This is a genomic window from Geodermatophilus sp. DSM 45219, assembly GCF_900104025.1.
Lineage (GTDB): Bacteria > Actinomycetota > Actinomycetes > Mycobacteriales > Geodermatophilaceae > Geodermatophilus.
The window spans coordinates 613,235-639,540 of the sequence record NZ_FNIQ01000002.1 but is presented as its reverse complement, the minus strand read 5'-3'; the positions used below and the strand labels follow the sequence as shown (position 1 = coordinate 639,540).

At 75.1% G+C, this 26,306-nt stretch carries 28 protein-coding genes and 1 riboswitch; of the genes, 16 read left to right on the top strand and 12 right to left on the bottom strand.

Features of this window, described 5'->3' with window-relative positions; genetic code table 11:
• Nucleotides 1-28 precede the first annotated feature (28 nt).
• Nucleotides 29-1,324 (bottom strand): hydroxyacid-oxoacid transhydrogenase, encoded by a 1,296-nt coding sequence (locus BLR12_RS08080; RefSeq protein ID WP_091375934.1) that lies wholly within the window; start codon nt 1,322-1,324, stop codon nt 29-31.
• Between the two features lie 126 nt (nt 1,325-1,450).
• Nucleotides 1,451-1,852: a cupin domain-containing protein gene (locus BLR12_RS08075; RefSeq protein WP_091375931.1), complete on the bottom strand. Its 402-nt coding sequence runs from the start codon at nt 1,850-1,852 to the stop codon at nt 1,451-1,453.
• A 270-nt stretch (nt 1,853-2,122) separates the two neighbouring features.
• On the opposite strand from BLR12_RS08075, the gene BLR12_RS08070 reads away from it, so the two are divergent.
• The 6 genes from BLR12_RS08070 (at nt 2,123) to fmdA (ending at nt 9,589) form a co-directional block, all read left to right on the top strand.
• Complete coding sequence (locus tag BLR12_RS08070) at nt 2,123-3,454, top strand: MFS transporter (protein WP_091375928.1); 1,332 nt, start codon at nt 2,123-2,125, stop codon at nt 3,452-3,454.
• Between the two features lie 167 nt (nt 3,455-3,621).
• Nucleotides 3,622-4,275: a DivIVA domain-containing protein gene (locus tag BLR12_RS08065; RefSeq protein ID WP_091375926.1), complete on the top strand. Its 654-nt coding sequence runs from the start codon at nt 3,622-3,624 to the stop codon at nt 4,273-4,275.
• 55 nt (nt 4,276-4,330) lie between these two features.
• Nucleotides 4,331-5,881, top strand: a complete 1,551-nt coding sequence (locus BLR12_RS08060) for a gluconokinase (RefSeq protein ID WP_091375923.1) — start codon at nt 4,331-4,333, stop codon at nt 5,879-5,881.
• A 164-nt stretch (nt 5,882-6,045) separates the two neighbouring features.
• The gene (locus tag BLR12_RS08055) at nt 6,046-7,620 is read left to right on the top strand and encodes an FMN-binding glutamate synthase family protein (RefSeq protein WP_091375921.1); all 1,575 of its coding nucleotides are present in this window, start codon (nt 6,046-6,048) and stop codon (nt 7,618-7,620) included.
• A gap of 246 nt (nt 7,621-7,866) precedes the next feature.
• The gene (locus tag BLR12_RS08050; protein ID WP_091375918.1) at nt 7,867-8,145 is read left to right on the top strand and encodes an FmdB family zinc ribbon protein; all 279 of its coding nucleotides are present in this window, start codon (nt 7,867-7,869) and stop codon (nt 8,143-8,145) included.
• A 190-nt stretch (nt 8,146-8,335) separates the two neighbouring features.
• Nucleotides 8,336-9,589: a formamidase gene (fmdA, locus tag BLR12_RS08045; protein WP_091375915.1), complete on the top strand. Its 1,254-nt coding sequence runs from the start codon at nt 8,336-8,338 to the stop codon at nt 9,587-9,589.
• A 54-nt stretch (nt 9,590-9,643) separates the two neighbouring features.
• Here fmdA and BLR12_RS24425 read toward each other — a convergent pair whose 3' ends face one another.
• The gene (locus tag BLR12_RS24425; protein WP_176832412.1) at nt 9,644-9,811 is read right to left on the bottom strand and encodes a hypothetical protein; all 168 of its coding nucleotides are present in this window, start codon (nt 9,809-9,811) and stop codon (nt 9,644-9,646) included.
• Nucleotides 9,812-9,942: 131 nt separating this feature from the next.
• On the opposite strand from BLR12_RS24425, the gene BLR12_RS08040 reads away from it, so the two are divergent.
• Together BLR12_RS08040 and BLR12_RS08035 are read left to right on the top strand one after the other, a co-directional pair.
• On the top strand, nt 9,943-10,203 hold the full coding sequence (locus BLR12_RS08040) for a hypothetical protein (RefSeq protein ID WP_091375912.1): 261 nt from the start codon (nt 9,943-9,945) through the stop codon (nt 10,201-10,203).
• 383 nt (nt 10,204-10,586) lie between these two features.
• Nucleotides 10,587-11,300 (top strand): AmiS/UreI family transporter, encoded by a 714-nt coding sequence (locus BLR12_RS08035; protein WP_143018738.1) that lies wholly within the window; start codon nt 10,587-10,589, stop codon nt 11,298-11,300.
• A 95-nt stretch (nt 11,301-11,395) separates the two neighbouring features.
• Here the strand turns inward: BLR12_RS08035 and BLR12_RS08030 are convergent, their stop codons facing one another.
• On the bottom strand, nt 11,396-12,016 hold the full coding sequence (locus BLR12_RS08030) for an FMN reductase (RefSeq protein ID WP_091375909.1): 621 nt from the start codon (nt 12,014-12,016) through the stop codon (nt 11,396-11,398).
• On the bottom strand, nt 12,013-13,122 hold the full coding sequence (locus BLR12_RS08025) for an LLM class flavin-dependent oxidoreductase (RefSeq protein WP_255363363.1): 1,110 nt from the start codon (nt 13,120-13,122) through the stop codon (nt 12,013-12,015). The genes BLR12_RS08030 and BLR12_RS08025 overlap by 4 nt, the downstream gene beginning before the upstream one ends.
• Nucleotides 13,123-13,341: 219 nt before the next feature.
• Nucleotides 13,342-13,485, top strand: a riboswitch (cyclic di-AMP (ydaO/yuaA leader).
• A gap of 224 nt (nt 13,486-13,709) precedes the next feature.
• On the opposite strand from BLR12_RS08025, the gene BLR12_RS08020 reads away from it, so the two are divergent.
• Nucleotides 13,710-14,573, top strand: a complete 864-nt coding sequence (locus BLR12_RS08020; RefSeq protein ID WP_091375906.1) for an aggregation-promoting factor C-terminal-like domain-containing protein — start codon at nt 13,710-13,712, stop codon at nt 14,571-14,573.
• A 92-nt stretch (nt 14,574-14,665) separates the two neighbouring features.
• Here the strand turns inward: BLR12_RS08020 and BLR12_RS08015 are convergent, their stop codons facing one another.
• On the bottom strand, nt 14,666-15,001 hold the full coding sequence (locus tag BLR12_RS08015) for a YnfA family protein (protein WP_091376612.1): 336 nt from the start codon (nt 14,999-15,001) through the stop codon (nt 14,666-14,668).
• Nucleotides 15,002-15,037: 36 nt separating this feature from the next.
• On the opposite strand from BLR12_RS08015, the gene BLR12_RS08010 reads away from it, so the two are divergent.
• Both BLR12_RS08010 and BLR12_RS08005 read left to right on the top strand, forming a co-directional pair.
• Entirely contained in the window at nt 15,038-15,682 is a 645-nt protein-coding gene (locus BLR12_RS08010) for a class I SAM-dependent methyltransferase (RefSeq protein ID WP_091375903.1), read from the top strand.
• Nucleotides 15,683-15,684: 2 nt separating this feature from the next.
• Nucleotides 15,685-16,407 carry a DUF72 domain-containing protein gene (locus BLR12_RS08005; RefSeq protein WP_218120584.1) on the top strand — a complete coding sequence of 241 codons (723 nt, stop codon included), beginning with the start codon at nt 15,685-15,687 and terminating at the stop codon, nt 16,405-16,407.
• Between the two features lie 9 nt (nt 16,408-16,416).
• On the opposite strand, the gene BLR12_RS08000 is transcribed toward BLR12_RS08005, so the two are convergent.
• Both BLR12_RS08000 and BLR12_RS07995 read right to left on the bottom strand, forming a co-directional pair.
• Nucleotides 16,417-17,316, bottom strand: coding sequence for a DMT family transporter (locus BLR12_RS08000; RefSeq protein ID WP_091375900.1), 900 nt, complete (start codon nt 17,314-17,316; stop codon nt 16,417-16,419).
• 27 nt (nt 17,317-17,343) lie between these two features.
• Entirely contained in the window at nt 17,344-17,793 is a 450-nt protein-coding gene (locus tag BLR12_RS07995; RefSeq protein ID WP_091375898.1) for a DUF2784 family protein, read from the bottom strand.
• Nucleotides 17,794-17,861: 68 nt separating this feature from the next.
• On the opposite strand from BLR12_RS07995, the gene BLR12_RS07990 reads away from it, so the two are divergent.
• A complete protein-coding gene (locus BLR12_RS07990) occupies nt 17,862-18,251 on the top strand; it encodes a hypothetical protein (RefSeq protein ID WP_091375896.1) in 390 nt (129 codons plus the stop codon).
• 140 nt (nt 18,252-18,391) lie between these two features.
• On the opposite strand, the gene BLR12_RS07985 is transcribed toward BLR12_RS07990, so the two are convergent.
• On the bottom strand, nt 18,392-18,775 hold the full coding sequence (locus tag BLR12_RS07985; protein WP_091375894.1) for a VOC family protein: 384 nt from the start codon (nt 18,773-18,775) through the stop codon (nt 18,392-18,394).
• A gap of 48 nt (nt 18,776-18,823) precedes the next feature.
• On the opposite strand from BLR12_RS07985, the gene BLR12_RS07980 reads away from it, so the two are divergent.
• From BLR12_RS07980 to BLR12_RS07970, 3 genes are read left to right on the top strand one after another with little or no spacing between them, the layout of a single operon-like run.
• The gene (locus BLR12_RS07980; protein WP_012948287.1) at nt 18,824-19,033 is read left to right on the top strand and encodes a DUF4177 domain-containing protein; all 210 of its coding nucleotides are present in this window, start codon (nt 18,824-18,826) and stop codon (nt 19,031-19,033) included.
• Between the two features lie 21 nt (nt 19,034-19,054).
• The gene (locus tag BLR12_RS07975) at nt 19,055-19,873 is read left to right on the top strand and encodes a pentapeptide repeat-containing protein (RefSeq protein WP_091375891.1); all 819 of its coding nucleotides are present in this window, start codon (nt 19,055-19,057) and stop codon (nt 19,871-19,873) included.
• A complete protein-coding gene (locus tag BLR12_RS07970) occupies nt 19,870-20,412 on the top strand; it encodes a DUF4334 domain-containing protein (RefSeq protein WP_091375888.1) in 543 nt (180 codons plus the stop codon). The genes BLR12_RS07975 and BLR12_RS07970 overlap by 4 nt, the downstream gene beginning before the upstream one ends.
• On the opposite strand, the gene BLR12_RS07965 is transcribed toward BLR12_RS07970, so the two are convergent.
• The 3 genes from BLR12_RS07965 to BLR12_RS07955 are packed head-to-tail and all read right to left on the bottom strand — an operon-like array spanning nt 20,409 to nt 23,873.
• The gene (locus BLR12_RS07965; RefSeq protein ID WP_091375887.1) at nt 20,409-20,858 is read right to left on the bottom strand and encodes a hypothetical protein; all 450 of its coding nucleotides are present in this window, start codon (nt 20,856-20,858) and stop codon (nt 20,409-20,411) included. The genes BLR12_RS07970 and BLR12_RS07965 overlap by 4 nt on opposite strands.
• 41 nt (nt 20,859-20,899) lie before the next feature.
• Nucleotides 20,900-22,306, bottom strand: coding sequence for a Re/Si-specific NAD(P)(+) transhydrogenase subunit beta (gene pntB, locus BLR12_RS07960; protein ID WP_091375884.1), 1,407 nt, complete (start codon nt 22,304-22,306; stop codon nt 20,900-20,902).
• A 1-nt stretch (nt 22,307) separates the two neighbouring features.
• Nucleotides 22,308-23,873: a Re/Si-specific NAD(P)(+) transhydrogenase subunit alpha gene (locus BLR12_RS07955; protein ID WP_091376607.1), complete on the bottom strand. Its 1,566-nt coding sequence runs from the start codon at nt 23,871-23,873 to the stop codon at nt 22,308-22,310.
• Nucleotides 23,874-24,234: 361 nt separating this feature from the next.
• Between BLR12_RS07955 and BLR12_RS07950 the strand changes: the two genes are divergently transcribed.
• Complete coding sequence (locus BLR12_RS07950; RefSeq protein WP_255363362.1) at nt 24,235-26,298, top strand: putative bifunctional diguanylate cyclase/phosphodiesterase; 2,064 nt, start codon at nt 24,235-24,237, stop codon at nt 26,296-26,298.
• The last annotated feature ends 8 nt before the right edge of the window (nt 26,299-26,306 follow it).

The window sequence follows — 26,306 nt, the reverse complement described above, 5'->3', positions numbered from 1 at the left end:
ACGACCTCCGCCCGGGTGCGGCGCGGTCTCACCAGAGGGACAGGGACCGGCGGTAGATGCCCGCCACGTCGTCGTCGGTGACGTCCCGGGGGGCGGTGGCCAGCAGCCGCTGCTGCTTCATGGTGCCCTCGACCAGGTCGGGGATGTCGCCCTCGTCGTAGCCCACCGCACCGATGCCGCCGGGGATGTCGATGTCGCGCATGAGCGCGGTCAGGACGGTCGGCAGGAACTCCGCGGGGTCGCCGGTCTGCTCGGCGCGCGGGTCCAGCAGCCGGGCGGCGCGCAGGTGGCGCTCGGGGTCGGCGTCGAAGGTGAACCGGAACGCCTCGGGCGCGGTCAGGGCCACCGACATGCCGTGCGGCACCATCGGCTCGTCGGCGGGGTAGTCCTTGGGGTGGAAGTCCTTGACCCGCCCGGCGATCGGGTAGGCGTTGGCGTGCGGGATGTGCACCCCCGCGTTGCCGAACCCCAGCCCGGCGAAGGTCGCGGCCATCGCCATCTTCCCGCGGGCCTCGGTGTCCTCGCCGTCCCGGACGGCGGCGCGGAAGGACTCGGCCAGCAGCGCGAGTGCCCGCTCCGACCACATGTCCGCGATCGGGTTGGCGCCGTTGTAGGGCACCCGCTCCTCGGGCCGCTTGTGCTCGTACGTGGTGTAGGGCCGGGCGGTGTAGCTCTCCAGCGCGTGGCAGAGGATGTCCATCCCCGAGGCCGCGGTGACCCCGGCCGGCTGGGTGCGGGTCAGCGCCGGGTCGACGACGGCGAGCGTCGGGCGGAGCCGGACGTGGCTGATGCCGGTCTTCACCTTCAGCGAGAGGACGTCGAGCACGCAGATCGTCGTGCTCTCCGCACCGGTCCCGGTCGTCGTCGGGACGGCGACCAGCGGGTTCAGCGGGTTGACCGGGGCCTTCCCCTCGCCGACCGGCTTGTTGACGTAGTCCATCAGGTCGCCGGGGTTCGTGGTGAGCAGGTTGATCGCCTTGGCGGTGTCGATGCTCGAGCCGCCGCCGACGGCGACGATCGCGTCCCAGGGGCCGTGCTCGCGGGCCCAGTCGACGGCGGACCGCATGCTCTCGTCGGTCGGCTCGACGTGGGCGCCGTCGAAGACCCGCGCCTCGATGCCGAAGCCGGTCATCTGGTCGGCGACCCGCTGCGGGTGGCCGGTGGCGGCCACGCCCGGGTCGGTGACCACGAGGACCCGCTTCGCGCCGGTCTGGGCGAGGTCGTACCCGATCTCGTCGGACGCGCCGGGGCCGAACTTCAGTTGCGGGGCCCCGTAGGTGAAGACGCTCTCGGGGTTCGCGGGGGAGTAGCTGGACGCTGCCATGGGGGAGGCCCCTCCTCGATCGACGCTGGCCGGGTCGGGTGCTGCGCCTGGCAGTCTGCTGCGAGGGCGGGGCCGGTGCCAGGGCGGGGGTGGCGGAACAGGCAGGCGCCGCCCCCGCCCGGCGGGTCACCCGGTCGGCGGCTCGTCCTTCCCCGACTCCTCGGCCTCGTCGGCCTCCTCCTTGGTCTTGTGCACCGCGCCGTCGGCGTGCTCCGGCGGGCCGTAGACGGTGTAGAGGACCAGCGGGTTCGGGCCGGTGTTGACGAAGTTGTGCTTCGCGCCGGCGGGGACGACGACCAGGTCGCCCTGCGCCACCTTCTTCTTCGACCCGTCGATCCGGGCCTCGCCGGTGCCGCTGACGAAGGTGAGGATCTGGTCGATGTCCTCGTGCACCTCCTCGCCGATCTCGCCGTCCGGCGGGATGGTCATGATGACCAGCTGGGTGTTCGTGCCGGTCCACAGCACGCGGCGGAAGTCGGCGTACTTCTCCGCCTCGGTCGCGATGGTGTAGTGGATGACGGACGCCATCGGGGGCTCCTCACTTCGGTCGTCGTGCGCGGGGACGTGCGGCCGCGACCCGGTCGGGCGCGGCGGACGACGTCCCTCCTGCCCGGTGGCCGCGGCGGTCATTCCTGCCTCACCCGTAGAAGGACCCCGTCCCCCTCGTCGAGGACCCCCTGCCCCCGCCACTGGCAGGCTCCGGGTCCGCGGCGTGCCCGGACAGGGCACACCGGGCTCGTGACCGATCTCACCGGCGGACCGGGAACGCACGGCGACCGCCGTGACGATGTCCCTGGAGTGAGTACGCCGACCACCTCCCGCCCGACGGCCCGCGCCTACGCGGTGTGGCTGGTGGCCCTCGCCGCGTACGCCGTCGCGGTGTTCCACCGCGCCTCCCTCGGCGTCGCCGGGGTGCAGGCCCAGGAGCGCTTCGACGCCGGCGCGTCGGCGGTCTCGCTGTTCCTCGTGCTGCAGCTGGTGGTCTACGCCGGCATGCAGGTGCCGGTCGGCGTGGCGCTGGACCGGTTCGGCTCCCGCCGGCTGATCCTCGCCGGGGCGCTGACCATGGCCGCCGGGCAGGCGGTGCTGGCGCTGGCCGGTGACGTGCCGACGGCGGTGGCCGCCCGGGTCCTCGTGGGCGCCGGCGACGCGATGACCTTCGTCAGCGTGCTGCGGGTGGTCGGCTTCTGGTTCCCCGGCCGGACCGTCCCGCTGGTCACCCAGCTCACCGGCATCCTCGGCCAGTTCGGCCAGATCGCCGCGGCCTACCCGCTGGTCGCGCTGCTCCAGCGGACGAGCTGGGAGACGACGTTCCTCGGCGGGGCCGCGGTGAGCGTGCTGGTCGCCGTCCTCGTGCTCGTCGCGCTGCGCGACGCACCGCCCGGCACCGAGCCGGCCGCGCCGGCGGACCTCGCGGAGGTGCGCCGCGCGCTGGCGCTGACCTGGCGCGAGTCGGGCACCCGGATCGGCCTCTACACCCACCTGGTCACCCAGTTCTCCGGCACCGTCTTCGCGCTGCTGTGGGGCTACCCCTTCCTCGTGCTCGGCCAGGGCCTGAGCCCGGCGACCGCGGCGGGCCTGCTCACCCTGCTCGTGCTGGTCGGCATCGGGGTCGGCCCGCTGCTGGGCCGGCTGTGCGGGCGCTGGCCGCTGCGCCGCTCGGACCTGGTGTTCGGCATCCTCGGGGCGACCGTCGTGATGTGGACCGTCGTCCTGCTGTGGCCGGGCCCGGCGCCGCTGTGGCTGCTGGTGGCGCTGGTCGTCGTCCTGGGGACCAACGGGCCCGGCTCGATGATCGGGTTCGACTACGCGCGCACCTGGAACCCCGCCGAGCGGCAGGGCAGCGCGAGCGGGGTGGTCAACGTCGGCGGCTTCGTCGCCTCGCTGCTCACCGTGCTGGCCGTGGGCGCGGTGCTCGACCTGCTGACGCCGGGCGCCTCGACCGACTACTCGCTGGACGCCTTCCGCGCCGCGTTCGCCGTCCAGTACCTGTTCTGGGCGATCGGCCTGGTCGGCGTCGTCCGGCACCGGCGCCAGCTGCGGGCGCGACTGGCCCGCGACGGCGTCGTCCTGGTCCCGCTGGTCGCCGCCGTCGGCGCGCGGATGCGCGGGCGCTCCGCCTACCGCTGAGCCGACCCGGCCGGACCCACGGTCCTTCCTCACACCTCGTGGCCGGCCCGGCACGCAGGCGGCGGACGAGGCCGTCCCGGCCCCGGAGCCCGCTGTACCGGGCTTCCGGCGTGGCCTGCCGGTCTGGGACCGTCCGGGCGCTCGAGGACGGAGTCCGGGGAGGCGCGGTGTTCGGACGCAGCGAGGTCCAGACCGGGGGCGGCGGGGCGCCGGCGCCGCGCGCGGAGCAGCACCGGGTGCAGCCGCCCGGCACCCTGGACGCCCTGCTCGCGCCGCGGCCGCCGTTCCGCACCGCGCTGCGCGGCTACGACCGGGTGCAGGTGGACGACCACGTCGCCCGCTTCGCGGCCGAGCTGCTCGCCGTCCGGCGGGCCAACGACGAGCTGCTGGCCCGCTACGGCGCCTGCTCGGCGGAGCTGGAGATCTCCCGCCGGCTGCTGGCCTGCTCGCCGGCCGGGCGGGAGCAGGTGCGCACCTCCGAGCGGGTCGGGGAGATCCTGCGGCTGGCCGCCGACGAGGCCGCCTGGCTGACCGAGGCCGGTGCCGACGACGGCGACCGGATCCGGGCCGTGGCCCGCGCCGAGGCCGACGCGCTGCTGCGGCGCGCCCGCCAGGTCAAGGAGGACGCCCTGGCCGACTGCGAGCGCATGCGGGCCGAGGCCGAGCAGACGCGGGCCGCGGCCGCCGAGCAGGTGGCGCGGGCGCGGGCGGAGGTGCGCCGGACCGCCGCCCGGCTCGACGAGGCGCTGGTCGCGCTGGTCGGCCTGCTGCCCGAGGAGCAGCCGGCGGAGCCGGCCGAGCGCGCGCCGCTGCCCGGCTGAGCCACTAGCGTCGGGCCGGGACGCGCAGGGGACCGAGGCCCGACGGGAGGTGCACGTGGACGTCGTCGTCGGGCTGGACTCCGGGACGACGGCGACGAAGGCGGTCACCGCGGGCGCCGACGCCCGGGTCCGCGACCTGGTCAGCGTCGGCTACCCGCTGCTGGTGCCCGCCCCCGGCCGCGCCGAGCTCGACGCCGGCCGCCTGCAGCAGGCCGCCGTGGAGGCGCTCACCGCGATCACCGCCCTCGCCCGCGACCGCGGCGACCGCGTCGTGGGGATCGCGCTGTCCGCGGCCATGCACGGCCTGGTGCCGATGGACGGCGACGGCGCGCCGCTGGGCCCGGTGGTCACCTGGGCCGACGCCCGGGCCGCGGAGTGGGCGCAGGCCCTGGTGGCCGACGGGCGCGCCCCGGCCCTGCACGCGCGGACCGGCACGCCCGTGCACGCGATGTCGCCGCTGGTGAAGCTGTCCTGGGAGCGGGCGCAGGACGGCGACCGGGTGAGCGGGACGCCGCGCTGGGGCGGGGTCAAGGAGCTGGTCGTCGCCGCGCTGTGCGGCGGCCCGATGGTGGTCGACCGGTCGATCGCCTCGACCACCGGCCTCTACGACATCCGCGCCGGCCGGTGGGACGACGAGGCGCTGGCGATCGCCGGCGTGCGGGCCGGCCAGCTGGGCGAGGTGCTGCCCACGACCGCGGTGCTGCCCGGCCTGCGCGCCGACGTCGCGGCCGCGACCGGGCTGCCGGCCGGCACCCCGGTCGTCCTCGGCGCCGCCGACGGCGTGCTGGCCAACCTCGGCATCGGCGCGGTCCGCCCCGACGTCGCCGCGGTGTCCCTGGGCACCAGCGGGGCGATGCGGGTCGTCGTCCCCACGCCCACGGTCGACCCCGGGCGCCGGCTGTTCTGCTACGCGCTCACCGACGACGCCTGGGTGGTCGGGGGAGCGGTCAACAACGGCGGCTCGGTGGTGCGCTGGGCCTCCCAGGCGCTGGCCGTCGAACCGGGTCACCCCGAGCCGCAGGGCGAGGAGGCCGACGCCCTCGACGCCCGCCTGCTCGAGGAGGCCGCGGCGGTCCCCGCCGGCAGCGCGGGGCTGCTGTGCCTGCCCTACCTGCTCGGCGAGCGGGCGCCGTGGTGGCGCTCGGGTCTGCGCGGGGCCTACCTGGGGCTGCGCCGCGAGCACCGCCGCCCGCACCTGGTCCGCGCCGCGGTGGAGGGCGTCTGCCAGCAGCTGGCGCTGGTGCGTGACGCGTTCTCCGCCACCGACGTGCCGGTGCGCGAGGTGCGCGCCACCGGGGGAGCGGTCGCCTCCCCGCTGTGGGTGCGCACGCTGGCCGCGGCACTGGACCTGCCGGTCCGGGTCGCCGACTCCCCGGAGGGCACCGGCCTCGGCGCCTGCCTGCTGGGCCTGCACGCGCTGGGCGCGCTGCCGGACCTGGACGCCGCGACCGCGCTGGTGACCGTGCACGACCCGGTCGAGCCCGACCCCGCCGATGCCGCGGTCTACCGGGAGCTGCGGCCGCTGGTGGAGCGCTCCACCGACGCGCTCACCGACGTCCTCACCGCACTGGACGCCCTCGACGACACCCCGTCGCACCCCGTCTGACCCCTGATAGGAGCCGCCCCGAGGTCGCCCGGGACGGGGCGGACGGGGACGCGTGGTGGCCACCGTGCGGCTGAGCGGTCCCGGCACCCGCCCGCCCGGCCGCTCCCGGAGGAGGGACGTCGGCACACCCGCCGGAACCGTGCCCGCGGTGCCACCCTGGCCCGATGGGACGCACTCTCCGTCTCGCCGGCGCCGGGCTGGGCGCCCTGGCCGCGGTCGCCGCCCGCGACCTGCTGCAGCGCGAGCACACCCTGTTGCGCAACTTCCCGGTGGTCGGCCACGCGCGCTACTGGCTCGAGTCCATCGGTCCGGAGCTGCGCCAGTACCTCGTGGCCGGCAACAACGAGGAGCGCCCGTTCACCCGCGACCAGCGGCGCTGGGTGTACGCCTCGGCCAAGGGCGAGAACAACTACTTCGGGTTCGGCACCGACAACGACCTCGAGTACACCGCCGGCTACCCGGTCATCAACCACCGCACGTTCGGCCGGGCCGTGCCGCCGTCGACACCGGCCTCGGCGCACGACGTGCGGCTCCCGTCGGCCAAGGTGCTCGGCGGTGCGCGCGGGCGGGCGCGGGCGTTCCGGCCCGACTCGGTCGTCAACATCTCGGCGATGAGCTTCGGCTCGCTGTCCGGCGCCGCGGTCGAGGCGCTCAACCGCGGGGCGGCGCTGGCCGGCTGCCTGCAGAACACCGGCGAGGGCGGGCTCTCGGTGCATCACCGGCACGGCGGCGAGCTGGTCTTCCAGATCGGCACCGCCTACTTCGGCTGCCGCGACGAGCGGGGCCGGTTCGACCTCCAGCGGCTCAAGGACCTGGTGGCCTCCGCGCCCGTGCGCGCCCTGGAGGTCAAGCTCAGCCAGGGAGCGAAGCCCAGCCTGGGCGGCGTCCTGCCGGGTGCGAAGGTGTCGGCCGAGATCGCGGCCGCCCGCGGCGTGCAGGAGGGCGTGGACTGCATCAGCCCGTCGCGGCACGCGGAGTTTTCCGACGTCGACAGCCTCCTCGACTGGGTCGAGCTGCTGGCTGCCGAGACCGGACTGCCGGTGGGCGTCAAGTCCGCCGTCGGCGACATGTCGTTCTGGCACGAGCTCACCGAGCTCATGGAGACCACCGACCGCGGTGTGGACTTCGTGACCGTGGACGGCGGCGAGGGCGGCACCGGCGCGGCGCCGCTGATCTTCACCGACTCGGTGTCCCTGCCGTTCCAGCTGGGCTTCGCCCGCGTCCACTCGGTGTTCGCCCGCGCCGGGCTGGCCGAGCAGGTCACCTTCGTCGGCGCGGGCAAGCTCGGCCTGCCCGACAACGCGATCGTGGCCTTCGCGCTGGGCTGCGACATGGTCAACGTCGGCCGGGAGGCGATGCTGGCCATCGGCTGCATCCAGGCGCAGAAGTGCCACACCGACACCTGCCCGACCGGTGTGGCCACGCAGAACCCGTGGCTGGCGCACGGCCTGGACCCGCAGCTGAAGTCGGTGCGGGCGGCCGGCTACATCGGGACGCTGCGCCGCGACCTGCTCAAGGTCGCCGAGGCCTGCGGGGTGGAGCACCCGGGGCTGATCGACTCCTCCGCCGTCGAGGTGCTCACCGGGCGGACGGCGTCGACCCCGCTGGCCGAGGTCTACGGGTACCGGGAGGGCTGGGGGCTGCCCTCGGCCGCCGACCGGGCGGAGATCGTCCGGATCATGACGGCCGAGGCGCCCCAGGGGAGTTCGGCGACCCCCTCGGAGGACGCCGTCCGCTGACGGCGGACCCCGTCCTCCCCACCCCCCGCAGGCTCGCGGCGGGACCCTGTACGGGAGCCGCCCGTGTGCACCGGCGCCGAGGGGTCGGCCGTGAGCCCGACCGACCGTCATGCCGGAGGGGCCGGGAGTAGGGACGCGCGGACCGCCGGGATCGACCCCTCCGACAGCGGTCGAGGGCCGTGGACCCCGGCCGCGAGGTGGCTACGGTCCCTGCTGAGCCCAGCCGTCCGAGGTCTGGAGCCGCTGATGGCCAGCTACCTGTACCGGTGCGGGGCGTGCGGCCCCTGGGAGGTGCACCGGCCGATCGGCACCGCCGAGCCGGTGAGCACGTGTCCGGCCTGCGGTGCACCCGGCCGTCGCTGGTACACCCCGCCGCTGCTGAACCGGACCCCCGCTGCGGAGGCCTCCGCGCGCCTGCGGGAGGAGGCCAGCGGCGACGCCCCCGCGGTGACCACGGCCGTGCCGCCCGCTGCTCGCCGGCCGGTCGCACGCGACCCGCGGTGGAGTGCCCTGCCCCGTCCCTGACCGGTCCGGACGGACGTGTCCGCCCCGACCGAGGAGGGCGTGATGGCGACCAGGACGACGGACGGGCCGGTCCCGCACCGGCCCACCGCCCGGCCGACGGCGGCAGCGGGCTGCCGACCGCGACCGGCCCCGTACGGCCCGCCGAACGCGCGGGCTGACCCACGATCGACGCAGATCGGAGAGTGGCGACATGCCAGACGTGGTGTTCACGGTGGACCAGGCCAAGTCGATGCGCGACCAGGCCGTACCCGGGCACAACAGGTGGCACCCGGACGTACCGGTCGCCACGATGGTGCGGCCCGGGCAGAGCATCCGGGTCGAGTGCCGGGAGTGGACCGACGGCCAGATCGGCAACAACGACTCGGCCAACGACGTCCGGGACGTCGACCTGAACCGGGCGCACATGCTGAGCGGCCCCATCGGGGTCGAGGGCGCCGAGCCCGGCGACCTGCTTGTCGTCGACATCCTCGACCTCGGACCGGTCCAGGCACCGCAGGAGCACGGCGACGCACCCGGACAGGGATGGGGCTACACCGGCATCTTCGCCAAGGCCAACGGCGGTGGCTTCCTCACCGACTACTTCCCGGACGCCTACAAGGCGATCTGGGACTTCTCGGGTCAGGTGGCCACCTCCCGGCACGTCCCCGGGGTCCGGTACACCGGCCTCACCCACCCCGGGCTGTTCGGGACCGCCCCGTCGGCGGACCTGCTCGCCCGGTGGAACCGCCGGGAGAAGGCGCTGGCGGACACCGATCCCGACCGGGTGCCGGCCCTGGCGCTGCTCCCGCTCGAGGACCAGACGCTGGGCGGGACGGCCGGCGGCGACGTGCTCGACGGCATCGCCCGCGACGGCGCGCGCACCGTGCCGGCGCGGGAGAACGGCGGCAACCACGACATCAAGAACTTCTCCCGTGGCTCACGGGTCTTCTACCCGGTGCACGTGCGGGACGCGAAGCTGTCCGGCGGCGACCTGCACTTCAGCCAGGGCGACGGTGAGATCACGTTCTGCGGCGCCATCGAGATGGGCGGCTTCATCGACTTCCACATCGACCTGATCAAGGGCGGCATGGAGACCTACGGCGTGACCACCAACCCGGTGTTCATGCCGGGGAACGTGGAGCCCCGGTACTCGGAGTTCGTGACCTTCATCGGGGTCTCGGTCGACCACGACACCGACACGAACTACTACCTGGACGCCACGGTGGCCTACCGGCGGGCGTGCCTGAACGCCGTCCGGTACCTCGAGAAGTTCGGGTACTCGGGCGAGCAGGCCTACCTGCTGCTCGGGTCCGCGCCGATCGAGGGCCGGGTGAGCGGCGTGGTCGACATCCCGAACGCCTGCTGCTCGCTGTACCTGCCGACGGCGATCTTCGACTTCGACATCACGCCGTCGGCGTCGGGCCCGGTCCGGGCGGACAGGGGGCAGTGCGCGGTGACCTCGTGACCGGGACCCGGGACGGAACCCCGACCACGGCATGACGTGGAGCGGCCGGGCGCTCTACCGGGTGTCCGGTCCGCTCCCGGTCCGGACGGTGGGCCGGGCGGTCACCACGACCGGTCCACCGCAGTTCCAGCACGTCGGCCCGTCACCGGCGTCCACCTCGGCGTCCTGCCCGGCCACCTCGCAGGGGCGGCAGGTCCAGCTGACCTCGATCCGGCTCTCCACGGACCGCTCTCCTCCGTACGCTCTCGCGGCCCGTGGATCCGGGCGCCGCGGCGCCCGGTACCCAGCGCGCCGCGGCCTCATGCCGAGGGCCGTCCCCAGCGGTGGCCGCCGGGCGGGACCACACTGAGGCGATGGACCACGACGCGCCGCCCCGGATCGCGCAGCACGAGGCTGCCGACCGGTTCGGCACGACCGCGCTGCGGACGGCGCACGAGCTCACCGTCGCGCTGGCCGGCAACGACGACGCCGACGAGGAGCCGGTCGTCCGGCGCACCGGAGGCCCGCACCGCAGCATCGGCGGCCTCGCCGCACTGCTCGACGCGGCCCTCGCCGACGAGGACGCAGGACCTGCGGGAATGCCGGACGGGACCCGGCCGCGCCCCGGCGCGTGAGGTGCCTCTGCGCTGCGATGCCTGATCGTCGGGTGAGGGCGCGCGGTGCCGGTACGCACCGGTCGGATGGTCGCCGGGTGCCGGCCGGGGGGTCATTGACGCCTCCCGACGGCGGCACGATCGTCGTCCCGCACGCGGTCGAGGGCGACGCCGTGCCCCCTGGCGCGGCGCCCCGACCGGCTGGGAGGTCGTCGATGACCACCGGGCACCACCCGGCGCGCGCGCCGCGCCCGTCCCCGGTACCGGGCCCCGTTCCCCGGTCGCACCCGCGCGCCTGATCCCGGCGGAGCCCGTCCGGGACCGCCGACGCCGGTCCGGCCGGAGCTTCCGCCGACACCACGGGGGACCACCCACCGGTGCGGGACGCGAGGAGATGAACGCACATGGGAAGCGTCGGACTGCTGTACGTCGGGGCCGTGCTGGCGGTGAACGGCCTGATGCTGCTGGGCCGGGTGGACCCCCGGGCCGCCGCACCGCTCAACCTCTTCGTCGGCGCCCTGCAGGTGGTGACGCCGACGTACCTGATCTTCACGGCCGACGGTGACCCGGACGTCATCCTGGGCGCCTCGGGTCTGTACCTCTTCGGGTTCACCTACCTGTACGTGGGGATCAACCTGCTGGGCAACCTCGACGGCACGGGGCTCGGCTGGTTCTCGGCGTTCGTGGCGGCCTGCGCCGTCGTCTACGCCGGGCTGAACTTCCTCTACGTCCAGCCGAGGGACGCGGCCTTCGGCGTCATCTGGCTCTACTGGGCCGTGCTGTGGGGGCTCTTCTTCGCCGTCCTCGGGCTCAAGCGGGAGGACCTCACCCGCTACACCGGCGCGATCGCCGTGACCGCCGGCGTGCTGACGTGCGCCGTGCCGGCCTTCATGCTGCTGACGGGCGTCTGGGACGACTACCTGGGCACGACGGCTGTGGTCCTCGCCGTCCTCCTCGCGCTGAGCCTGGTGGCGTTCTACCCGCGGCTGCGGGGGCACCCGGAGCCGGCCGTGCCGCCGTCGGCGCCGGTGCCCGGGGGCGCGCCGGCCGCGCCGGAGGGCGTGCCGGTGGCCCGGCGGACCACCGACGCCGAGCGCGGAGCCGACTCGGGGAGGTAGACCCGCGGTCGACCCTCTCCGCCGATCACGGCGCCGTGACCACACCTCCGGCTCCGGAGGTGGTCACGACGCCGTGATAGCGGGGGAGTGCAGGCTCACTGCCCGCGAAGGAGCTCCTCGAACGAGGGGACGTCGGCGAACGGGTCCACCGGCCGCTTGGCGGACGGGCGCCCGGCGACCAGGTCGGCGAGCTCCCCGGCCGCGCGGTCGATCCGGCGGGCCAGCTCGGCGTCCACACCGCCGGCGCCGGCCCAGTCTTCCGACGCGGCGAAGACACCGGTGGGTGCCGGGATCGCGCGCAGGTAGGCGAACAGCGGCCGCATGGCGTGCTCGACGACCAGCGAGTGCCGGGCGGTGCCGGCGGTGGCGCCGAGCAGCACCGGCGTCCCGGTGAGGGAGTCCTTGTCCAGGACGTCGAAGAACGTCTTGAACAGCCCGCTGTAGGACGCCGAGAACACCGGCGTGACCGCGACCAGCCCGTCGGCGCCGACCACGGTGTCGATCGCGGCCCGCAGCGACCCGTTGGCGAACCCGGTGACCAGGTGGTCGGCCAGGTCGCGGGCGTGCGTGCGCAGCTCGACGACCTCCACCGTGGCGTCGTCGCCCCGCTCGCGCAGGGCGGCGACGGTCGCGGCGGTGAGCCGGTCGGCCAGCAGCCGGGTCGACGACGGCGTCGACAGCCCGGCGCTGACGACGGCCAGGGTGCGGGCGGTCATGCCGGGACCTCCTCCTTGGTGGCCTGCCGGGCGGCGACGCGCGAGGCGTGGGTCGGGGCGTCGGGCACGTGCGCGGGCTTGAGGGCGGCGAACTCGCGGCGCAGCACCGGCACGACCTCCTCGCCGAGGACGTCCAGCTGCTCGAGCACGGTCTTCAGCGGCAGGCCGGCGTGGTCGATGAGGAACAGCTGCCGCTGGTAGTCCCCGACGTAGTCGCGGAAGCCGAGGGTCCGCTCGATCACCTGCTGCGGGGAGCCGACGGTCAGCGGCGTCTCGCGCGAGAAGTCCTCCAGCGAGGGGCCGTGGCCGTAGACCGGGGCGTTGTCGAAGTACGGGCGGAACTCACGGACGGCGTCCTGGCTGTTGCGGCGCACGAACACCTGCCCGCCCAGCCCGACGATCGCCTGGTCGGCACTGCCGTGGCCGTGGTGCTCGTAGCGGCGCCGGTAGAACTCGACCATCCGGGCGGTGTGCTCGGCCGGCCAGAAGATGTGGTTGTGGAAGAAGCCGTCGCCGTAGTAGGCGGCCTGCTCGGCGATCTGCGGGGACCGGATCGAGCCGTGCCACACGAACGGCGCGACGCCGTCCAGCGGGCGCGGGGTCGAGGTGAAGCCCTGCAGCGGCGTGCGGAACTGCCCGGACCAGTCGACGACGTCGGTGTCCCACAGCTGGCGCAGCAGCGCGTAGTTCTCCACCGCCAGCGGCAGGCCGTTGCGGATGTCCTGGCCGAACCACGGATAGACCGGGCCGGTGTTGCCGCGGCCCATCATCAGGTCCACCCGGCCGCCGGCCAGGTGCTGCAGCATCGCGTAGTCCTCGGCGATCTTCACCGGGTCGTTGGTGGTGATGAGCGTCGTGGCCGTCGACAGCTGCAGCCGGGTGGTCTGCGCGGCGATGTAGGCCAGCGTGGTCGTCGGCGAGGAGGAGAAGAACGGCGGGTTGTGGTGCTCGCCGAGCGCGAACACGTCCAGGCCGACCTCCTCGGCCTTCTTCGCGATCGTCACGATCGCCTGGACCCGCTCGGCCTCGGTCGGCGTGCGGCCGGTCGTGGGATCGGTCGTGATGTCGCTGACCGAGAAGACCCCGAACTGCATGACCGCCTCCATGTGGTTGAGAGTGCAACTACCGGCCGGTGCAACGTACCGCGGCCCCCGGTATTCCCTCGGCCGCCCTCCTCCGGGAGGGGCGGACGGCGCCGTGCGACGTCACTCACGTGTCAGATGTGGTCCCCGGGATTGTCACGGGCCGGTAACGCCGCCTACGGTGGCAGCCGTCCGGTCGGTCGTCTCGTCCCCGTTCGGGGAGCCTGACCGGGCGCCGCCGAGTCGCGTCCGCCGCCAGTGGGCGCGAGCCGGGGACCCACCGCAGTACTGGGGTGAATCCCGCCCGCGAGCTCGATCCGCGGGCCGGTAGGGCTGCTTCCCGCCCGAACCCGTCAGCTAACCCGGTAGGCGGCTCACGGAAGAACGGAGCACCCGCATGCCCCGCCCACGGGCCCTCGCGGCTCGCTGGTCACCCCCGGCTGCGCGCACCCCGCGCCTCCTCCCCGGGCTGCTGACCGCCGCCTGACCGCGCCCGCCGGCGCCGCGTACGTGCACTCCCCGCTGCCGGCGCCCCCCGTAGACCGCCGCATCCGGCTGCCCTCCCCCGGAGGACCGGCCCGCGCCCTCTCGCCCCGGAGCACCCCCACCGCATGGACACCAAGCAGTTCCCGGCCGTCCCGGCCGACACGGACACCGCCTCGAACCGAGCCGCCCGCCGCCGCCTGCGGCTGCCCGCCCGCGGCCGCCGGCCCGCCATCCTGCTGGCCACCGCCGCCGCCGGCGCGATCGTCGTCGGCACCGTCGCCGGCAACCAGCCCGCCGCCGAGGCCGAGATCGAGACGGTCACCGCCTCGGTGAGCGTCGCCGAGCAGCTGGGCCTGCGCACCGAGGCCGCCGAGCAGGCCGCCACCCCGGCCGCCCCCGACCTGGCCCCGCTGCAGGACCTCGCCGCCTCCCGCAGCGAGCGCGAGGCCGCCGAGGCGCAGGCCGCGCAGGTCCAGGCCGCCGCCCAGCAGGCCGAGCTGGACCGGCAGGCCGCGGAGAAGGCCGCGGCCGAGGCCGCCGCCCGCGAGGCCGCCGAGAAGGCCGCGGCGGAGAAGGCTGCCGCGGAGGAGGCCGCCGCCGAGGCGGCCGCGGCCGAGGCCGCCGAGCAGGAGGCCGCCGCGTCGTCCGCGGCCTCGGCACCCGCCGCCAGTGCGCCGAGCAGCTCGTCGTCCGCGGCGCCGCGGGGCTCGTTCAAGGAGTACGCGATGAGCAAGGTCGGCAGCGCCGAGCAGTTCAGCTGCCTGGAGAAGCTGTGGGGCAAGGAGAGCGGCTGGAATCCCAACGCGCAGAACCCCACCAGCACCGCCTACGGCATCCCGCAGTTCCTCAACTCCACGTGGGCCAGCACCGGCATCGCCAAGACGTCGGACGGCTACCGCCAGATCGACGCCGGCCTGATCTACATCGAGAACCGCTACGGCAGCGCGTGCGGCGCCTGGTCGCACTCGCAGTCCAAGGGCTGGTACTGAGCACCTCAGTGTGGGGTCGCTGAACGCCAGAGGCCCAGAACCGACCCGGTTCTGGGCCTCTGGCGTTCAGCCGTCTGGCCGGTCGGGGAAATTCAGCCGGTCCGCGGGACGTACATGATCACGGCCACGCCGACGAGGCAGATCACCGCGCCGAGGACGTCGAAGCGGTCCGGCCGGTACCCGTCCAGCGCCATGCCCCACGCCAGGCTGCCCGCGACGAACACCCCGCCATAGGCCGCCAGGATCCGGCCGAAGTGGGCGTCCGGCTGCAGGGTGGCGACGAACCCGTAGGCGCCGAGCGCCACGACGCCCAGACCGACCCACAGCCAGCCGCGGTGCTCCCGCACGCCCTGCCAGACCAGCCAGGCGCCGCCGATCTCCAGCAGGGCGGCGGCGAGGAACAGGACGATCGACCGGGCGATGAGCACGCGCGATGCTCTCAGCCGCGTGGTGGACTGCCGGACGTGACCGCCCGCTCCGTCCCGGCCGCCTTCGTGCGCGCGCACACCCGGGTCCGGCGGCCCTCCTCGGTGCCGGAGGTCCGGCTGCACGTGGCCGACGACGTCGTCGCGCTGTGGGAGGCGATGGAGGCCGAGGACGGCGGCGCGGGGGAGACCCCGCCGTTCTGGGCGGCCGCGTGGCCCGGCGGCCAGGCGCTGGCCCGCTACGTGCTCGACCACGCCGACGCGGTGGCCGGGCGCGCCGTCCTGGACCTGGGCTCGGGCAGCGGGCTGGTCGCGCTCGCCGCCCGGCTCGCCGGTGCCCGGTCGGTGCTGGCCAGCGACGTCGACCCGTTCAGCCGGACGGCGGTGGGCGTCAACGCCGGCCTCAACGGCATCGGCGGGGTGGGCGTCACCGGCGACGTCCTGGGCCGGGACCCCGTCGGCATCGACGTCGTCCTCGCCGGCGACGTCTGCTACGACCGGGAGATGACCGAGCGGGTGCTGCCCTTCCTCGACCGGGCCCGCGCCGCCGGCTGCGACGTCTACGTCGGCGACCCCGGGCGGCCCTACCTCCCGCACGAGCGGCTGACGGCCGTCGCGGTCTACGAGATCCCCGAGACCGAGGGCCCGGGGCTGCGCCGGACGACGGTCTGGCGGCTGCCCTGAGCGTGCACGTCGGGACGTCGGGCTGGAGCTACGACCACTGGGACGGCGTGCTCTACCCGCCCGGCACCCCGCCCCGCGACCGGCTGGCGCACTACGTGCGGCGCTTCAGCACCGTCGAGCTCAACGCGAGCTTCTACCGCTGGCCGCGGACGGCGACCTTCGCCTCCTGGCGCCGCCGGCTGCCCCCGGGGTTCCAGCTCTCGGTCAAGGCGCCGCGCGGGCTGACCCACGCCAAGCGGCTGTACGCGCCGGAGACCTGGGTCGGCCGGATCACCGAGTGCTGGCACGAGCTCGGTGACCGGCGCGCCGTCCTGCTGGTGCAGCTGCCGCCCACGCAGGCCCGGGACGACGCCCGCCTGGACTTCTTCCTCGGCCTGCTGCCCGACTGGGTGCGGGTCGCGGTCGAGTTCCGCCACCCCAGCTGGCACGACGAGGCGGTGTACGCCCTGCTCGAGCGGCACGGCGCGGCGTACTGCGTGATGAGCGGGGCAGGACTGCCGTGCGTGCTGCGGGCGACCGCGCCGTTCGTCTACGTCCGCCTGCACGGGCCGGACGGCGCCTCCCTCTACGCCGGCTCCTACCCCGGCGCCGACCTGCGCTGGTGGGCCGACCGGATCGGCGAGTGGGCGCGCGACGGCCGCGACGTCTACGCCTACTTCAACAACGACGGGCACGGGCACGCCGTGCGGAACGCGGAGACGCTGCGGGCGCTCGTCCGCTCCTGAGTCGGCGCGTCACCGCCTCCGCGGCGGCGCCACCACCAGCGCGACACCGAGAGCGGTCACCGCGATCCCCACGAGCGACAGCCCGCCGACCCGCTCGCCGAAGAGCAGGTACGCCTCGACGGCGGTGGCCACCGGCACGAGGTAGTAGAGGCTGGAGACGCCCGCGGCCGTGCCCCGGCGCAGCAGCAGGAGCAGCAGCAGGACGGCGCCGATCGACAGGACCAGCACCAGCCAGACGAACGCGGCGACGAACTCACCGGTCCACCGGATCGACGTGTCCTCGGTCGCCAGCGCGATCCCCAGCAGCACGGCCGCGGCCGCGGCGTACTGCACCGCCGTCCCCCACACCAGCGGGATGGAGTCGCCGTGCCGCTTCTGGTAGACGGTGCCGAGCGTCCCCGAGGCGAGTGCCACGAGGCACGCGACGAGACCGGCCACCGGGAGCGGCCCGGCCGAGCCGGCGTCGGCGATGCCCGGGCCGACGACCAGCACGACGCCCCCGACACCGAGCGCCAGTCCGAGCCACTGGCGCGGCGCGGGCCGCTCACCGAGCACCGCCGCGGCGAGGACGGCGGTGAGCACCGGTTGCAGGCTGACGACCACGGCCGCCACCCCCGCGGGCACACCCAGCGAGATGCCGTAGAAGACGCCGCCCAGGTATCCGCCGTGCAGCAGCAGCCCGGCGACCGAGGCGTGGCCGTACTGGTGGCGGGAGGCCATGCCGGCCGAGCGCAGTGCGACGGCGAGGACGCCGAGCAGGGCCGCGGCGACGCCCAGGCGGAGGGCCAGGAAGGTGAAGGGCTCGGCGTAGGGCAGCCCGTACTTGGCGCCGACGAAACCGGTGCTCCACAGCAGGACGAACAGCGCCGGTCCACCCAGCGTCTGGACCCGCGAGGTCGTCGCCGTCATCGGCTCAGTCTGACGACGCCGGGTCGGTCACCGCCTCAGCGCCCCGACACCGGGTCGCAACCCCCGCGCGGTGTCCACCAGGGGCACCCCGCTCCCTCGCCGTCCTCGGCCCCTGCCGACCCCGTCGCGGGCGGCCCGCGCGGCCAGCAGCCCGTAGCCGACCACGTTCGGCGTCGCCGCCACCACGTAGACGCCGGCCTGGACGGCGGGGCTGCCGACGTCCAGCCCGAGAGGCGCCAGGGCGTAGTGGCCGAGGAAGCCACCGCCGTACGGCTCGCCGCCGCCCCGCTCGCGCAGCGACAGCTCCAGGGTGGTCAGCGGGCACGGCGCGCCCACCAGGTTGACCGCGAGGATCGCCGCGGCCACCGGCGCGTGGAGCAGCAGGACCCACGGCCGGCGCAGCGCGACCAGCGCGCCGGTCACCATGAGGACGACGGCCAGCGCGTGCACCACCGCGACCAGGTGTGCCCACAGCACGCCGCCAGCCTGGCACGCCGGGTGCCTCTCGCGCGCGGAAGGCACCCGGGGGCCGGGAGGATGGGGCCATGAGCGAGAGCGACGCCGGCGGGCGTGAGAGCGGGTCGGGCAGCCGGGTGAGCCGGTCGGTCGAGGACTTCGTCGGTCAGCTGCGCGCCTTCACCGATCGCGCGCGCGGGGCGGTGCCCTTCTCGATGCCACGGCTGCCCTCGCCGCCCGGCGCGCTCTCGGCGGCCCAGCTGCGGGCCATCGACCGGGCGGTGCGCAGCCAGCGGCAGCAGATCGCGGCGATGACCGCCCAGCTGCAGGCCTTCGACGAGCAGCTGGCCGTCTTCGAGCGGATCCTCGACCCGCTGGTCGAGTGGAGCACGACCTGGGCGCGGCTGGAGGAGTCGGTCGCCGACCTGGTCCGCCGTCCCGGTGGTCCCGACGACGACCCGACGCCGCCCGCGCCGTGACCCGCCACCCGGAACGGCCTGCATGTGCGGCCCCCTCCAGAGGCTCGCCGCGAGCTCACGGCCCCCGTGCAGGGTCCCGCCGCGAGCCTGCGAGGGGCGGGGGCACGGGGGTCCTTCGAGAGGAGGTCGGGGTCCTCTCTCTAGCGCGGATCGCGGCGCAGCGGGTGCTCGGCCGGCACCTCGACCAGCACGATCCGCACGCCCTCGGGGTCGGCGACCCACGCCTCCACCAGCCCCCACGGCTCGGTGCGGGGCCCGCGCAGCACCGCCGTCCCGGCCGCGCGCAGCCGCTCGCACTCGGCGGCGACGTCGCGCACCTGCACCCACAGCGCCACCCCGCGTGGCGGTTCCCCGCCGGGGCCGGAGACCTCCAGCAGCCCGTTGCCGAGGAAGAACACGAGCCCGGGGTGCTCGGGCGACCCGAACTCCCGGTACACCGCCAGCCCGAGGACGTCGCGGTAGAAGGCCTGCGACCGCGCCGGGTCGACCGGCCGGAGCAGGACCCGGCTGCTGAGCACGTCCACCGGGGCATCATCGCGGCAGCACCGGCACACCGAGGCGAGGAGGACCCCGTGGCGCAGCGCTACGAGTACCGGGTGGTCGAGCTCCGCGAGGGGCTCATCGGCGGGAAGATGTCGGGTGACAAGCTGGAGAAGGTGCTCAACCAGCACGCCCGCGAGGGGTGGCAGCTCAAGGCCATCACGTCGGTCGAGGTCAAGGGCCGGATCGGCCCGGGTGGCGTCGAGGGCGTGCTGGTGACGCTGGAGCGCCCCACCGCCTGACCCGTTCGCCGGAGGCCGCCCGTGCCCGACACCGTCGACGCCCGGGCGCGGCTGCGCGCGGACTGCGCCCGCTGCGCCGGGCTGTGCTGCGTGGCGCCGGCCTTCGCCGCCTCGGCCGACTTCGCGATCGACAAGCCGGCCGGGCAGGCCTGCCCGCACCTGCAGCCGGACTCCCGGTGCGGGATCCACGCCGACCTCCGCGAGCGCGGCTTCCCCGGGTGCACCGTCTTCGACTGCTTCGGTGCCGGTCAGCAGACGGTGCAGGTGACCTTCGGCGGCGGCGGGCGGGACTGGCACGCCGACCCGGCGGTGTTCGCGGCCTTCGGGGTGCAGCGGCTGCTGCACGAGCTGCTCTGGTACCTCACCGAGGCGCTGGCCCTCCCGGCGGCCGCGCCCCTGCACCCGGAGGTGGCCGCAGCCCGCGACCGGGTCGAGCGGCTCACCGCTGCGGGGGCCGGGGAGCTCGCCGCCGCCGATCCCGCCCTGCTGCAGGGGGAGGCCGGGGCGCTGCTGCTGTCGGTCAGCGAGCTGGCGCGCTCCGGCGTCCGGCCGCGGGGGAGGGACCGGCGCAACGCCGACCTGGTCGGGGCCGACCTGCGCCGCAGGCGGCTGCGCGCCGCGAGCCTGCGCGGGGCGCACCTGATCGGCGCGGACCTGCGCGGTGCCGACCTGCACCTGACCGACCTCCTCGGTGCCGACCTGCGCGCCGCGGACGTGCGCGGCGCCGACCTGTCCGGCGCGCTGTTCCTGACCCGGCGGCAGGTCGCCGGCGCCGTCGGGGACGCCGCGACGCTGCTGCCCGCCGGGCTGGAGCACCCGCCGCACTGGCGCCCGCGGTGAGCGACGCCGTCCGCTGGCTCGACCGGCACCGCGGCGGCGCGGCGCCGGCCGACGTCCTGGCGTTCGCCGACCGGCTGCCCGGCGTCGCGGTGCGGGAGGTGACCGGCCGCTGGCGGGGCTCCGAGCTGCCCACCGGCTCCCGGCTGGACGGGCTGCTCACCGCGTACCGCTGGTGGGGCAAGGAGGTGCTCGACCCCGACACCGTGCACCCGCTGCTGTTCCCCGACCGGGCCGGGCGGCCGCGCCCGGTCGACCCCGCGCTCGCCCCGCTCGGCCTGCTCCGCCGCGCGCCGGGCCTCGTCCGCGGCCGGCCGGCCCGGCTGGCGTTCACCGCCGTCCGCCCGCTGCTGACCACCCGCCGGCCCGCTGCCCGGCTGCGCACGGTGGTGCACCGCGGCGTGCCCACCGCGGCGCTGGTCTACGACCGGCTGCCGGTGGTCGACGTCTTCCGGCGGGTCACCCCCGACCTGCTGCTCGGCCTGATGGACCTGCGCGGCCTGCCCGACCCGTTCGCGTTCCTCCTGGAGCGGGACTCCTAGCCAGAGGTCTCGTCCTCCGCGCGTCTCCTGTTCCCGGGCGCTTGCCGGCGCAGGAAGCCGGTCACCGAGCCGACCCGGTCGGTGGCCTGCCGCAGCCCGTGCACCAGCGGCAGCAGGTCGTCGGCGACGGTGCGCAGCGTGCCGGGCACGGTGTCGATGGCGGGGTCGTCCAGCACCCGGCCCACCCGCTCGAGCCCGGGCCGCAGCGCCCGCACCGGCTCCTCCAGCTCCTCGACCAGGTCCTCGAGCCGCTCGGCGGTGCGCTGCGCCGAGGCGATGGCCTCGGTGGCCACCCGCGTGGCGGCGACCAGCTCCCGGACGGCGGTGTTCAGGTCGGCCATCGTCCGCGGCAGCTGGGCCAGCGCCTCGGTCTGCTCCCGCAGGACGTCGACCAGCTCGGACAGGCCGGGGATGCGGGGCAGGCCCAGCCCGCGGAAGGGGTCCATCTCTCGACGATAGGGTCCCGACCGTAGGGCCGCGGGGACCGTCAGAGCGCCTTGAGGATGTCCTCGACCCGCTCGCGGGCGTCGCCGAAGAGCATCCGGGTGTTCTCCCGGAAGAACAGCGGGTTCTGCACGCCCGCGTAGCCGGTGCTCATCGACCGCTTGAAGACCACGACGTTCTCGGCCTCCCACACCTGCAGCACCGGCATGCCGGCGATCGGGCTGCCCGGGTCCTCCAGCGCGGCCGGGTTGACCGTGTCGTTGGCGCCGATGACCAGCACCACGTCGGTCTTGGCGAGGTCGTCGTTGATCTCGTCCATCTCCAGGACGACGTCGTAGGGCACCTTGGCCTCGGCCAGCAGCACGTTCATGTGCCCGGGCAGCCGGCCGGCGACCGGGTGGATGCCGAACCGCACCTCCACGCCCTTCTCCGTGAGCGTGCGGGTGAGCTCGGCGACCGGGTACTGCGCGTGCGCCACGGCCATGCCGTAGCCGGGGGTGATCACCACCGACCCGGCGTCGCGCAGCAGCTCGGCGACCTCCTCGGCGGTGGTCTCGGTGTGCTCGCCGTCCTCGGTGCCCGAGGCGGTGCTGCCCTCGTTGCCGAACCCACCGGCGATCACCGACAGGAACGAGCGGTTCATCGCCCGGCACATGATGTAGCTGAGGTAGGCACCCGAGGAGCCGACCAGCGCGCCGGTGATGATCAGCAGGTCGTTGTCGAGCAGGAAGCCCGACGCCGCGGCCGCCCAGCCCGAGTAGCTGTTGAGCATCGAGACGACGACCGGCATGTCCCCGCCGCCGATCGAGGCCACCAGGTGCCAGCCCAGCGCCAGCGCGAGCACGGTGACCGCGAGCAGCAGGCCCAGGCCGGGGGAGACGACGAAGGCGACGGTGAGCACGGCGAAGGCGACCAGCGCGCCGAGGTTCAGCCAGTTGCGGCCGGGCAGCATGAGCGGGTTGCTCTTGATCCGCGCCGACAGCTTGAGGAACGCGACGATCGAGCCGGTGAGCGTGACCGCGCCGATGAAGACGCCGATCACCACCTCGGCGGAGTGGATGCCGAGCAGGTCGGCCGGCACCTCGGTCTGCGTGCCGGCTTCGGCCTCGACCGACAGGTAGCCGTTCCAGCCGACCAGGACGGCGGCCAGGCCGACGAAGCTGTGCAGCAGCGCGATGAGCTCGGGCATGCCGGTCATCTCGACCCGGCGGGCCCGCCACAGGCCGATGGCCGCGCCGCCGGCCATGGCCACGACGACCAGCCCGACGGCGGCGGCCTCGACGCTCTGCGCGGCCAGCGCCACGGTGGCGGCCAGGGCGATCGCCATGCCGGCGATGCCGAACGCGTTGCCCGACTTCGCGGTCTCGTGCCGGGACAGGCCGGCGAGGCTGAGCACGAAGAGCAGGGCGGCGACGACGTAGGCGGCCGCGGCGGCCGAGGTGATGGTCATGTCAGCGCTCCGTGGTGGCGCGGGCCGGCCCGCGGGTGAACATGCCGAGCATGCGGCGGGTCACGGCGAAGCCGCCGAAGACGTTGATGCTGGCCACCAGCACGGCCACGGTGGCGAGCACGGTGACCAGGGCGCCGGTGTGGCCGATCTGCAGCAGGGCGCCGACCACGATGATCCCGGAGATCGCGTTGGTGACGCTCATCAGCGGGGTGTGCAGCGCGTGGTGCACGTTGCCGATGACGTAGAAGCCGACGACCACCGCCAGCGCGAAGACCGTCAGGTTGCCGACCAGCTGGCTCGGCGAGAACGCCGTGAGGACGAACAGCAGCGCTGCCGCGACCCCGACGACGGCGGCGGTGCGCGCGGGGGAGCGCGGCGCCCTCGGCGTGGGTGCGGGTGGGGCCGGGCGCGGCACCGGTGCGGCGGCCGGAGCCGCGGACACCTGCACCGGGGGCGGGGGCCAGAGCAGCTCACCGCCCCGCACCACCGTCATCGACCGCTGCACGACGTCGTCGAGGTCGAGCACCACCCGCCCGTCCTTGCTGGGGGTGAGCAGCTTGACCAGGTTCACCAGGTTGGTGCCGAACAGCTGGGAGGCCTGGCCGGGGAGCCGGCCGGGCAGGTCGGTGTAGCCGATGATCGTCACGCCGTTGGGGGTGACGACGACCTCGTCGGGCACCGAGCCGGCCACGTTGCCGCCCTGCGCGGCGGCCATGTCGACCACCACGCTGCCCGGCGACATCGACGCCACCATCTCCTCGGTGATCAGCCGCGGCGCGGGCCGCCCGGGGATCAGCGCGGTGGTGATGACGATGTCGACCTCGCGGGCCTGCTCGGCGTACATGACCGCCGCCCGCCGGTCGAAGTCCGCCGAGGTGACCGACGCGTAGCCGGTGCCGCCGCCGGCCTGCTCCTCGTCGGCGGGCACCCCGACGTACTCGCCGCCCATCGACGCGATCTGCTCGGCGACCTCGGGGCGGACGTCGGTGGCCCGCACCACCGCGCCCAGGCTGCTGGCCGCACCGATCGCGGCCAGCCCGGCCACGCCCGCCCCGACGACGAGCACCGTCGCCGGGGGCACCTTGCCCGCGGCGGTCACCTGGCCGGTGAACGACCGGCCGAAGGCGTGCGCGGCCTCGATCACCGCCCGGTAGCCGGCGATGTTGGCCATCGAGCTGAGCACGTCCAGCGACTGGGCGCGGCTGATCCGCGGGACGGCGTCCATCGCCAGCGCGGTGACCGGCCGGGCGGCGAGCGCGGCCAGCAGCTCGGGGTCGAACGCGGGCGCCAGGGTGCTGGCCAGCACCGCGCCGTCCCGCAGCCGGCCGACCTCCTCGACCGTCGGCCTGGCCACGTGCAGGACGACGTCGGCGCCCCACGCCTCCTCCGCCGTCCCCACCCGGGCACCGGCCCCGCGGTAGCCGTCGTCGGGGAAGCTGGCGGCCGCGCCGGCCCCGGTCTCGACGACGACGTCGTACCCGAGAGCGGTGAGCTGGCGCACGGTGGTCGGCGTCGCGGCCACGCGCGTCTCGCCGGGGCGGGTCTCCCGAGGGACTCCGATGAGCACGTCCGGTTCCTCCTGCACGGTCGGGTAGCCGCCCATCCTCGGCGACGGGGCCGGAACGGTGCGGTCCGGTACAGCGGTGGTGCACGCCGGTGGGCGGGCGGTCCGGGGCCGGCGTGCACGGTGGCGCAGCCGGGCCTGATCATGCCGTCCTGCGCCACCCCCACGTCCCCGGGGCGGGGTGAGGGGGGCCACAGTACGCAGCCGCTCCGCACCCCCGTCCGCACCCGCGGTCCCGGGCCACCACCCGGGAGGGTGAGGACGGGGGTCCCGGGCTGGAACGGCGGCGACGGGTTGCCGTACTCCTCTGTGGGGCGGACGAGAGGCACGGATGCCGATCGCCGTCGGTTCGGGAGGAGGCGGCGTGTCGGCGACGATGGCGAGTGCTGAACCGCTGGTGCCACCGGAGATCGTCTCGTCGATCTTCTACGGGGCGGCGGTGAGCGACACGCTCGTGCTGCTGGTCGCCGAGATGGTGGGCGGCACCCCCCGCATCACCTGGGGGAACGAGGGCGCCACCCAGCTGCTGGGCTACGGCCTGGCCGACCTGCGGTCGCTCCCGGTCGCCTCGCTGGTCCCGACGCTGCGCGGCGGAGAGGTCAAGCTGCTGCTGCGCCGCGAGCGCAGCGCGCGGATGAACCTGCCGGTGCGCACGGCCAGCGGCGCGCTCGTGGAGACGGTCGTGCTGTGCGTCCCGACGCCGAGCGGGCGGATGTGGACGCTGCGGCTGGTGCCGGTCGACAGCGAGTCCGAGCGCGCCCTGCGGGCCACCGCCGACGCCCACGAGCAGCGCTTCGCCACCCTGACCGAGCGCTCGCCGGTCCCGACCCTGCTCTCCGAGCAGGGCATGCGGCTGGCGCACGTCAACGACGCCTTCTGCAGCCTGGTCGGGCTGCAGTCCGAGCAGCTGCTGGGCACCGGCTGGATGTCCACGGTGCACCCCGACGACCTGGACGGCGTCATCGAGCAGGTCGTCGCCGTCCTCGGCGGGGGTGACGGGGAGACCAAGGCCCGCCTGGTCCGCACCGACGGCACCGAGCGGACGACGGTCATCCGGTTCTCCCACCTGTTCACCCCCGGCGTCGGCGCGGGCTTCGTGGGCACGATCGAGGACATCACCGACCGGCTGGCCTTCGAGGCGCGGCTGGAGCACCAGGCCAACCACGACCCGCTGACCGGCCTGCCCAACCGCACCCTGCTCGCCGAGCACGTGGCCGAGCGGTTCCGCCCGGGCACCAGCGGGCTGGCCGTGCTCTTCCTCGACCTGGACAACTTCAAGGTGGTCAACGACTCGCTCGGCCACGCCGCCGGCGACGAGCTGCTGGTCGAGGTCGCCGCCCGGCTGCGCGCCACGGTGCGCCCCGGCGACCTGGTGGCCCGGTTCGGCGGGGACGAGTTCGTGGTGGTCTGCGAGGGCGTGGACCAGGACGACGCGGTCACGCTGGCCGAGCGGATCGGCGCGGCCCTCGCCGAGCCGGTGCGCCTGGGCGGGGTCGACGTCCGCCCGTACGCGAGCGTCGGGGTCACCGTGCAGACCGCCGAGCACGGCGCCGCCGAGGAGCTCGTGCGCGACTGCGACATCGCGATGTACCAGGCGAAGGCCGGCGGCAAGGGCCGGATCACCGTCCTGGACCAGCGCGCGCGGGCCGAGGCGCGGGACAAGCTGCGGCTGGTCGCCGAGCTGCGCCAGGCGATCGAGCGGCGGGAGATCACGCTGCTCTACCAGCCGATCTTCAGCACCGCGGACGGCACTCCGGTGGCCGTGGAGTCCCTGGCCCGCTGGCACCACCCGACGCGCGGCGCGATCAGCCCGGGGGTGTTCGTCGCGCTGGCCGAGGAGAGCGGGCTGATCGGCCCGCTGGGCCTGCTGGTGCTCGACGAGACCTGCCGGCAGCTGGCCGAGTGGGACCGGCTGCTGGGGACGTCCGCTCCGGGGCAGGCCAACGTCAACGTCTCGGCGCTCCAGCTGGACCCCAACCTGCACGGCTCCGTCGTCGCCGCGCTCGAGCGGCACGGGCTGCACCCGACCCGGCTGTCGATCGAGATCACCGAGTCGGCGCTGATGAAGGACCCGGCCTCGGCGCGCGAGGTGCTCATGCAGCTGCGCGACCTCGGTGTCTCGCTGGCCATCGACGACTTCGGCACCGGCTACTCGTCGCTGGCCTACCTGCGCCACCTGCCGGTCGACTGCCTCAAGGTGGACCGCTCGTTCGTCGCCGAGCTGGCCGAGGGGCACGCCGAGATCGCGTCCGCGGTCATCGCGCTGGCGCGCAGCCTCGACCTGAAGACCGTCGCCGAGGGCGTGGAGACCGAGGAGCAGGCCGCCCAGCTCACCGCGCTCGGCGCCGGCTTCCTCCAGGGCTTCGACCTCGCCCAGCCGATGACCGGCCACCGCACCACCGCGTGGTACGCCGCGCACGCCCGATGACCGTCACC

Bases quoted from the DNA above. Each gene is read 5' to 3' on its own strand.
- pntB (WP_091375884.1), bottom strand. From the start codon at position 22,306: ATGACCATCACCTCGGCCGCCGCGGCCGCCTACGTCGTCGCCGCCCTG.
- BLR12_RS07965 (WP_091375887.1), bottom strand. From the start codon at position 20,858: ATGGACCCCTTCCGCGGGCTGGGCCTGCCCCGCATCCCCGGCCTGTCC.
- BLR12_RS08025 (WP_255363363.1), bottom strand. From the start codon at position 13,122: ATGGAGGCGGTCATGCAGTTCGGGGTCTTCTCGGTCAGCGACATCACG.
- BLR12_RS08030 (WP_091375909.1), bottom strand. From the start codon at position 12,016: ATGACCGCCCGCACCCTGGCCGTCGTCAGCGCCGGGCTGTCGACGCCG.
- BLR12_RS08050 (WP_091375918.1), top strand. From the start codon at position 7,867: ATGGCCAGCTACCTGTACCGGTGCGGGGCGTGCGGCCCCTGGGAGGTG.
- BLR12_RS08055 (WP_091375921.1), top strand. From the start codon at position 6,046: ATGGGACGCACTCTCCGTCTCGCCGGCGCCGGGCTGGGCGCCCTGGCC.
- BLR12_RS08040 (WP_091375912.1), top strand. From the start codon at position 9,943: ATGGACCACGACGCGCCGCCCCGGATCGCGCAGCACGAGGCTGCCGAC.
- BLR12_RS07990 (WP_091375896.1), top strand. From the start codon at position 17,862: ATGAGCGAGAGCGACGCCGGCGGGCGTGAGAGCGGGTCGGGCAGCCGG.
- BLR12_RS08035 (WP_143018738.1), top strand. From the start codon at position 10,587: ATGGGAAGCGTCGGACTGCTGTACGTCGGGGCCGTGCTGGCGGTGAAC.
- fmdA (WP_091375915.1), top strand. From the start codon at position 8,336: ATGCCAGACGTGGTGTTCACGGTGGACCAGGCCAAGTCGATGCGCGAC.
- BLR12_RS08080 (WP_091375934.1), bottom strand. From the start codon at position 1,324: ATGGCAGCGTCCAGCTACTCCCCCGCGAACCCCGAGAGCGTCTTCACC.
- BLR12_RS08000 (WP_091375900.1), bottom strand. From the start codon at position 17,316: ATGACGGCGACGACCTCGCGGGTCCAGACGCTGGGTGGACCGGCGCTG.
- BLR12_RS08020 (WP_091375906.1), top strand. From the start codon at position 13,710: ATGGACACCAAGCAGTTCCCGGCCGTCCCGGCCGACACGGACACCGCC.
- BLR12_RS08075 (WP_091375931.1), bottom strand. From the start codon at position 1,852: ATGGCGTCCGTCATCCACTACACCATCGCGACCGAGGCGGAGAAGTAC.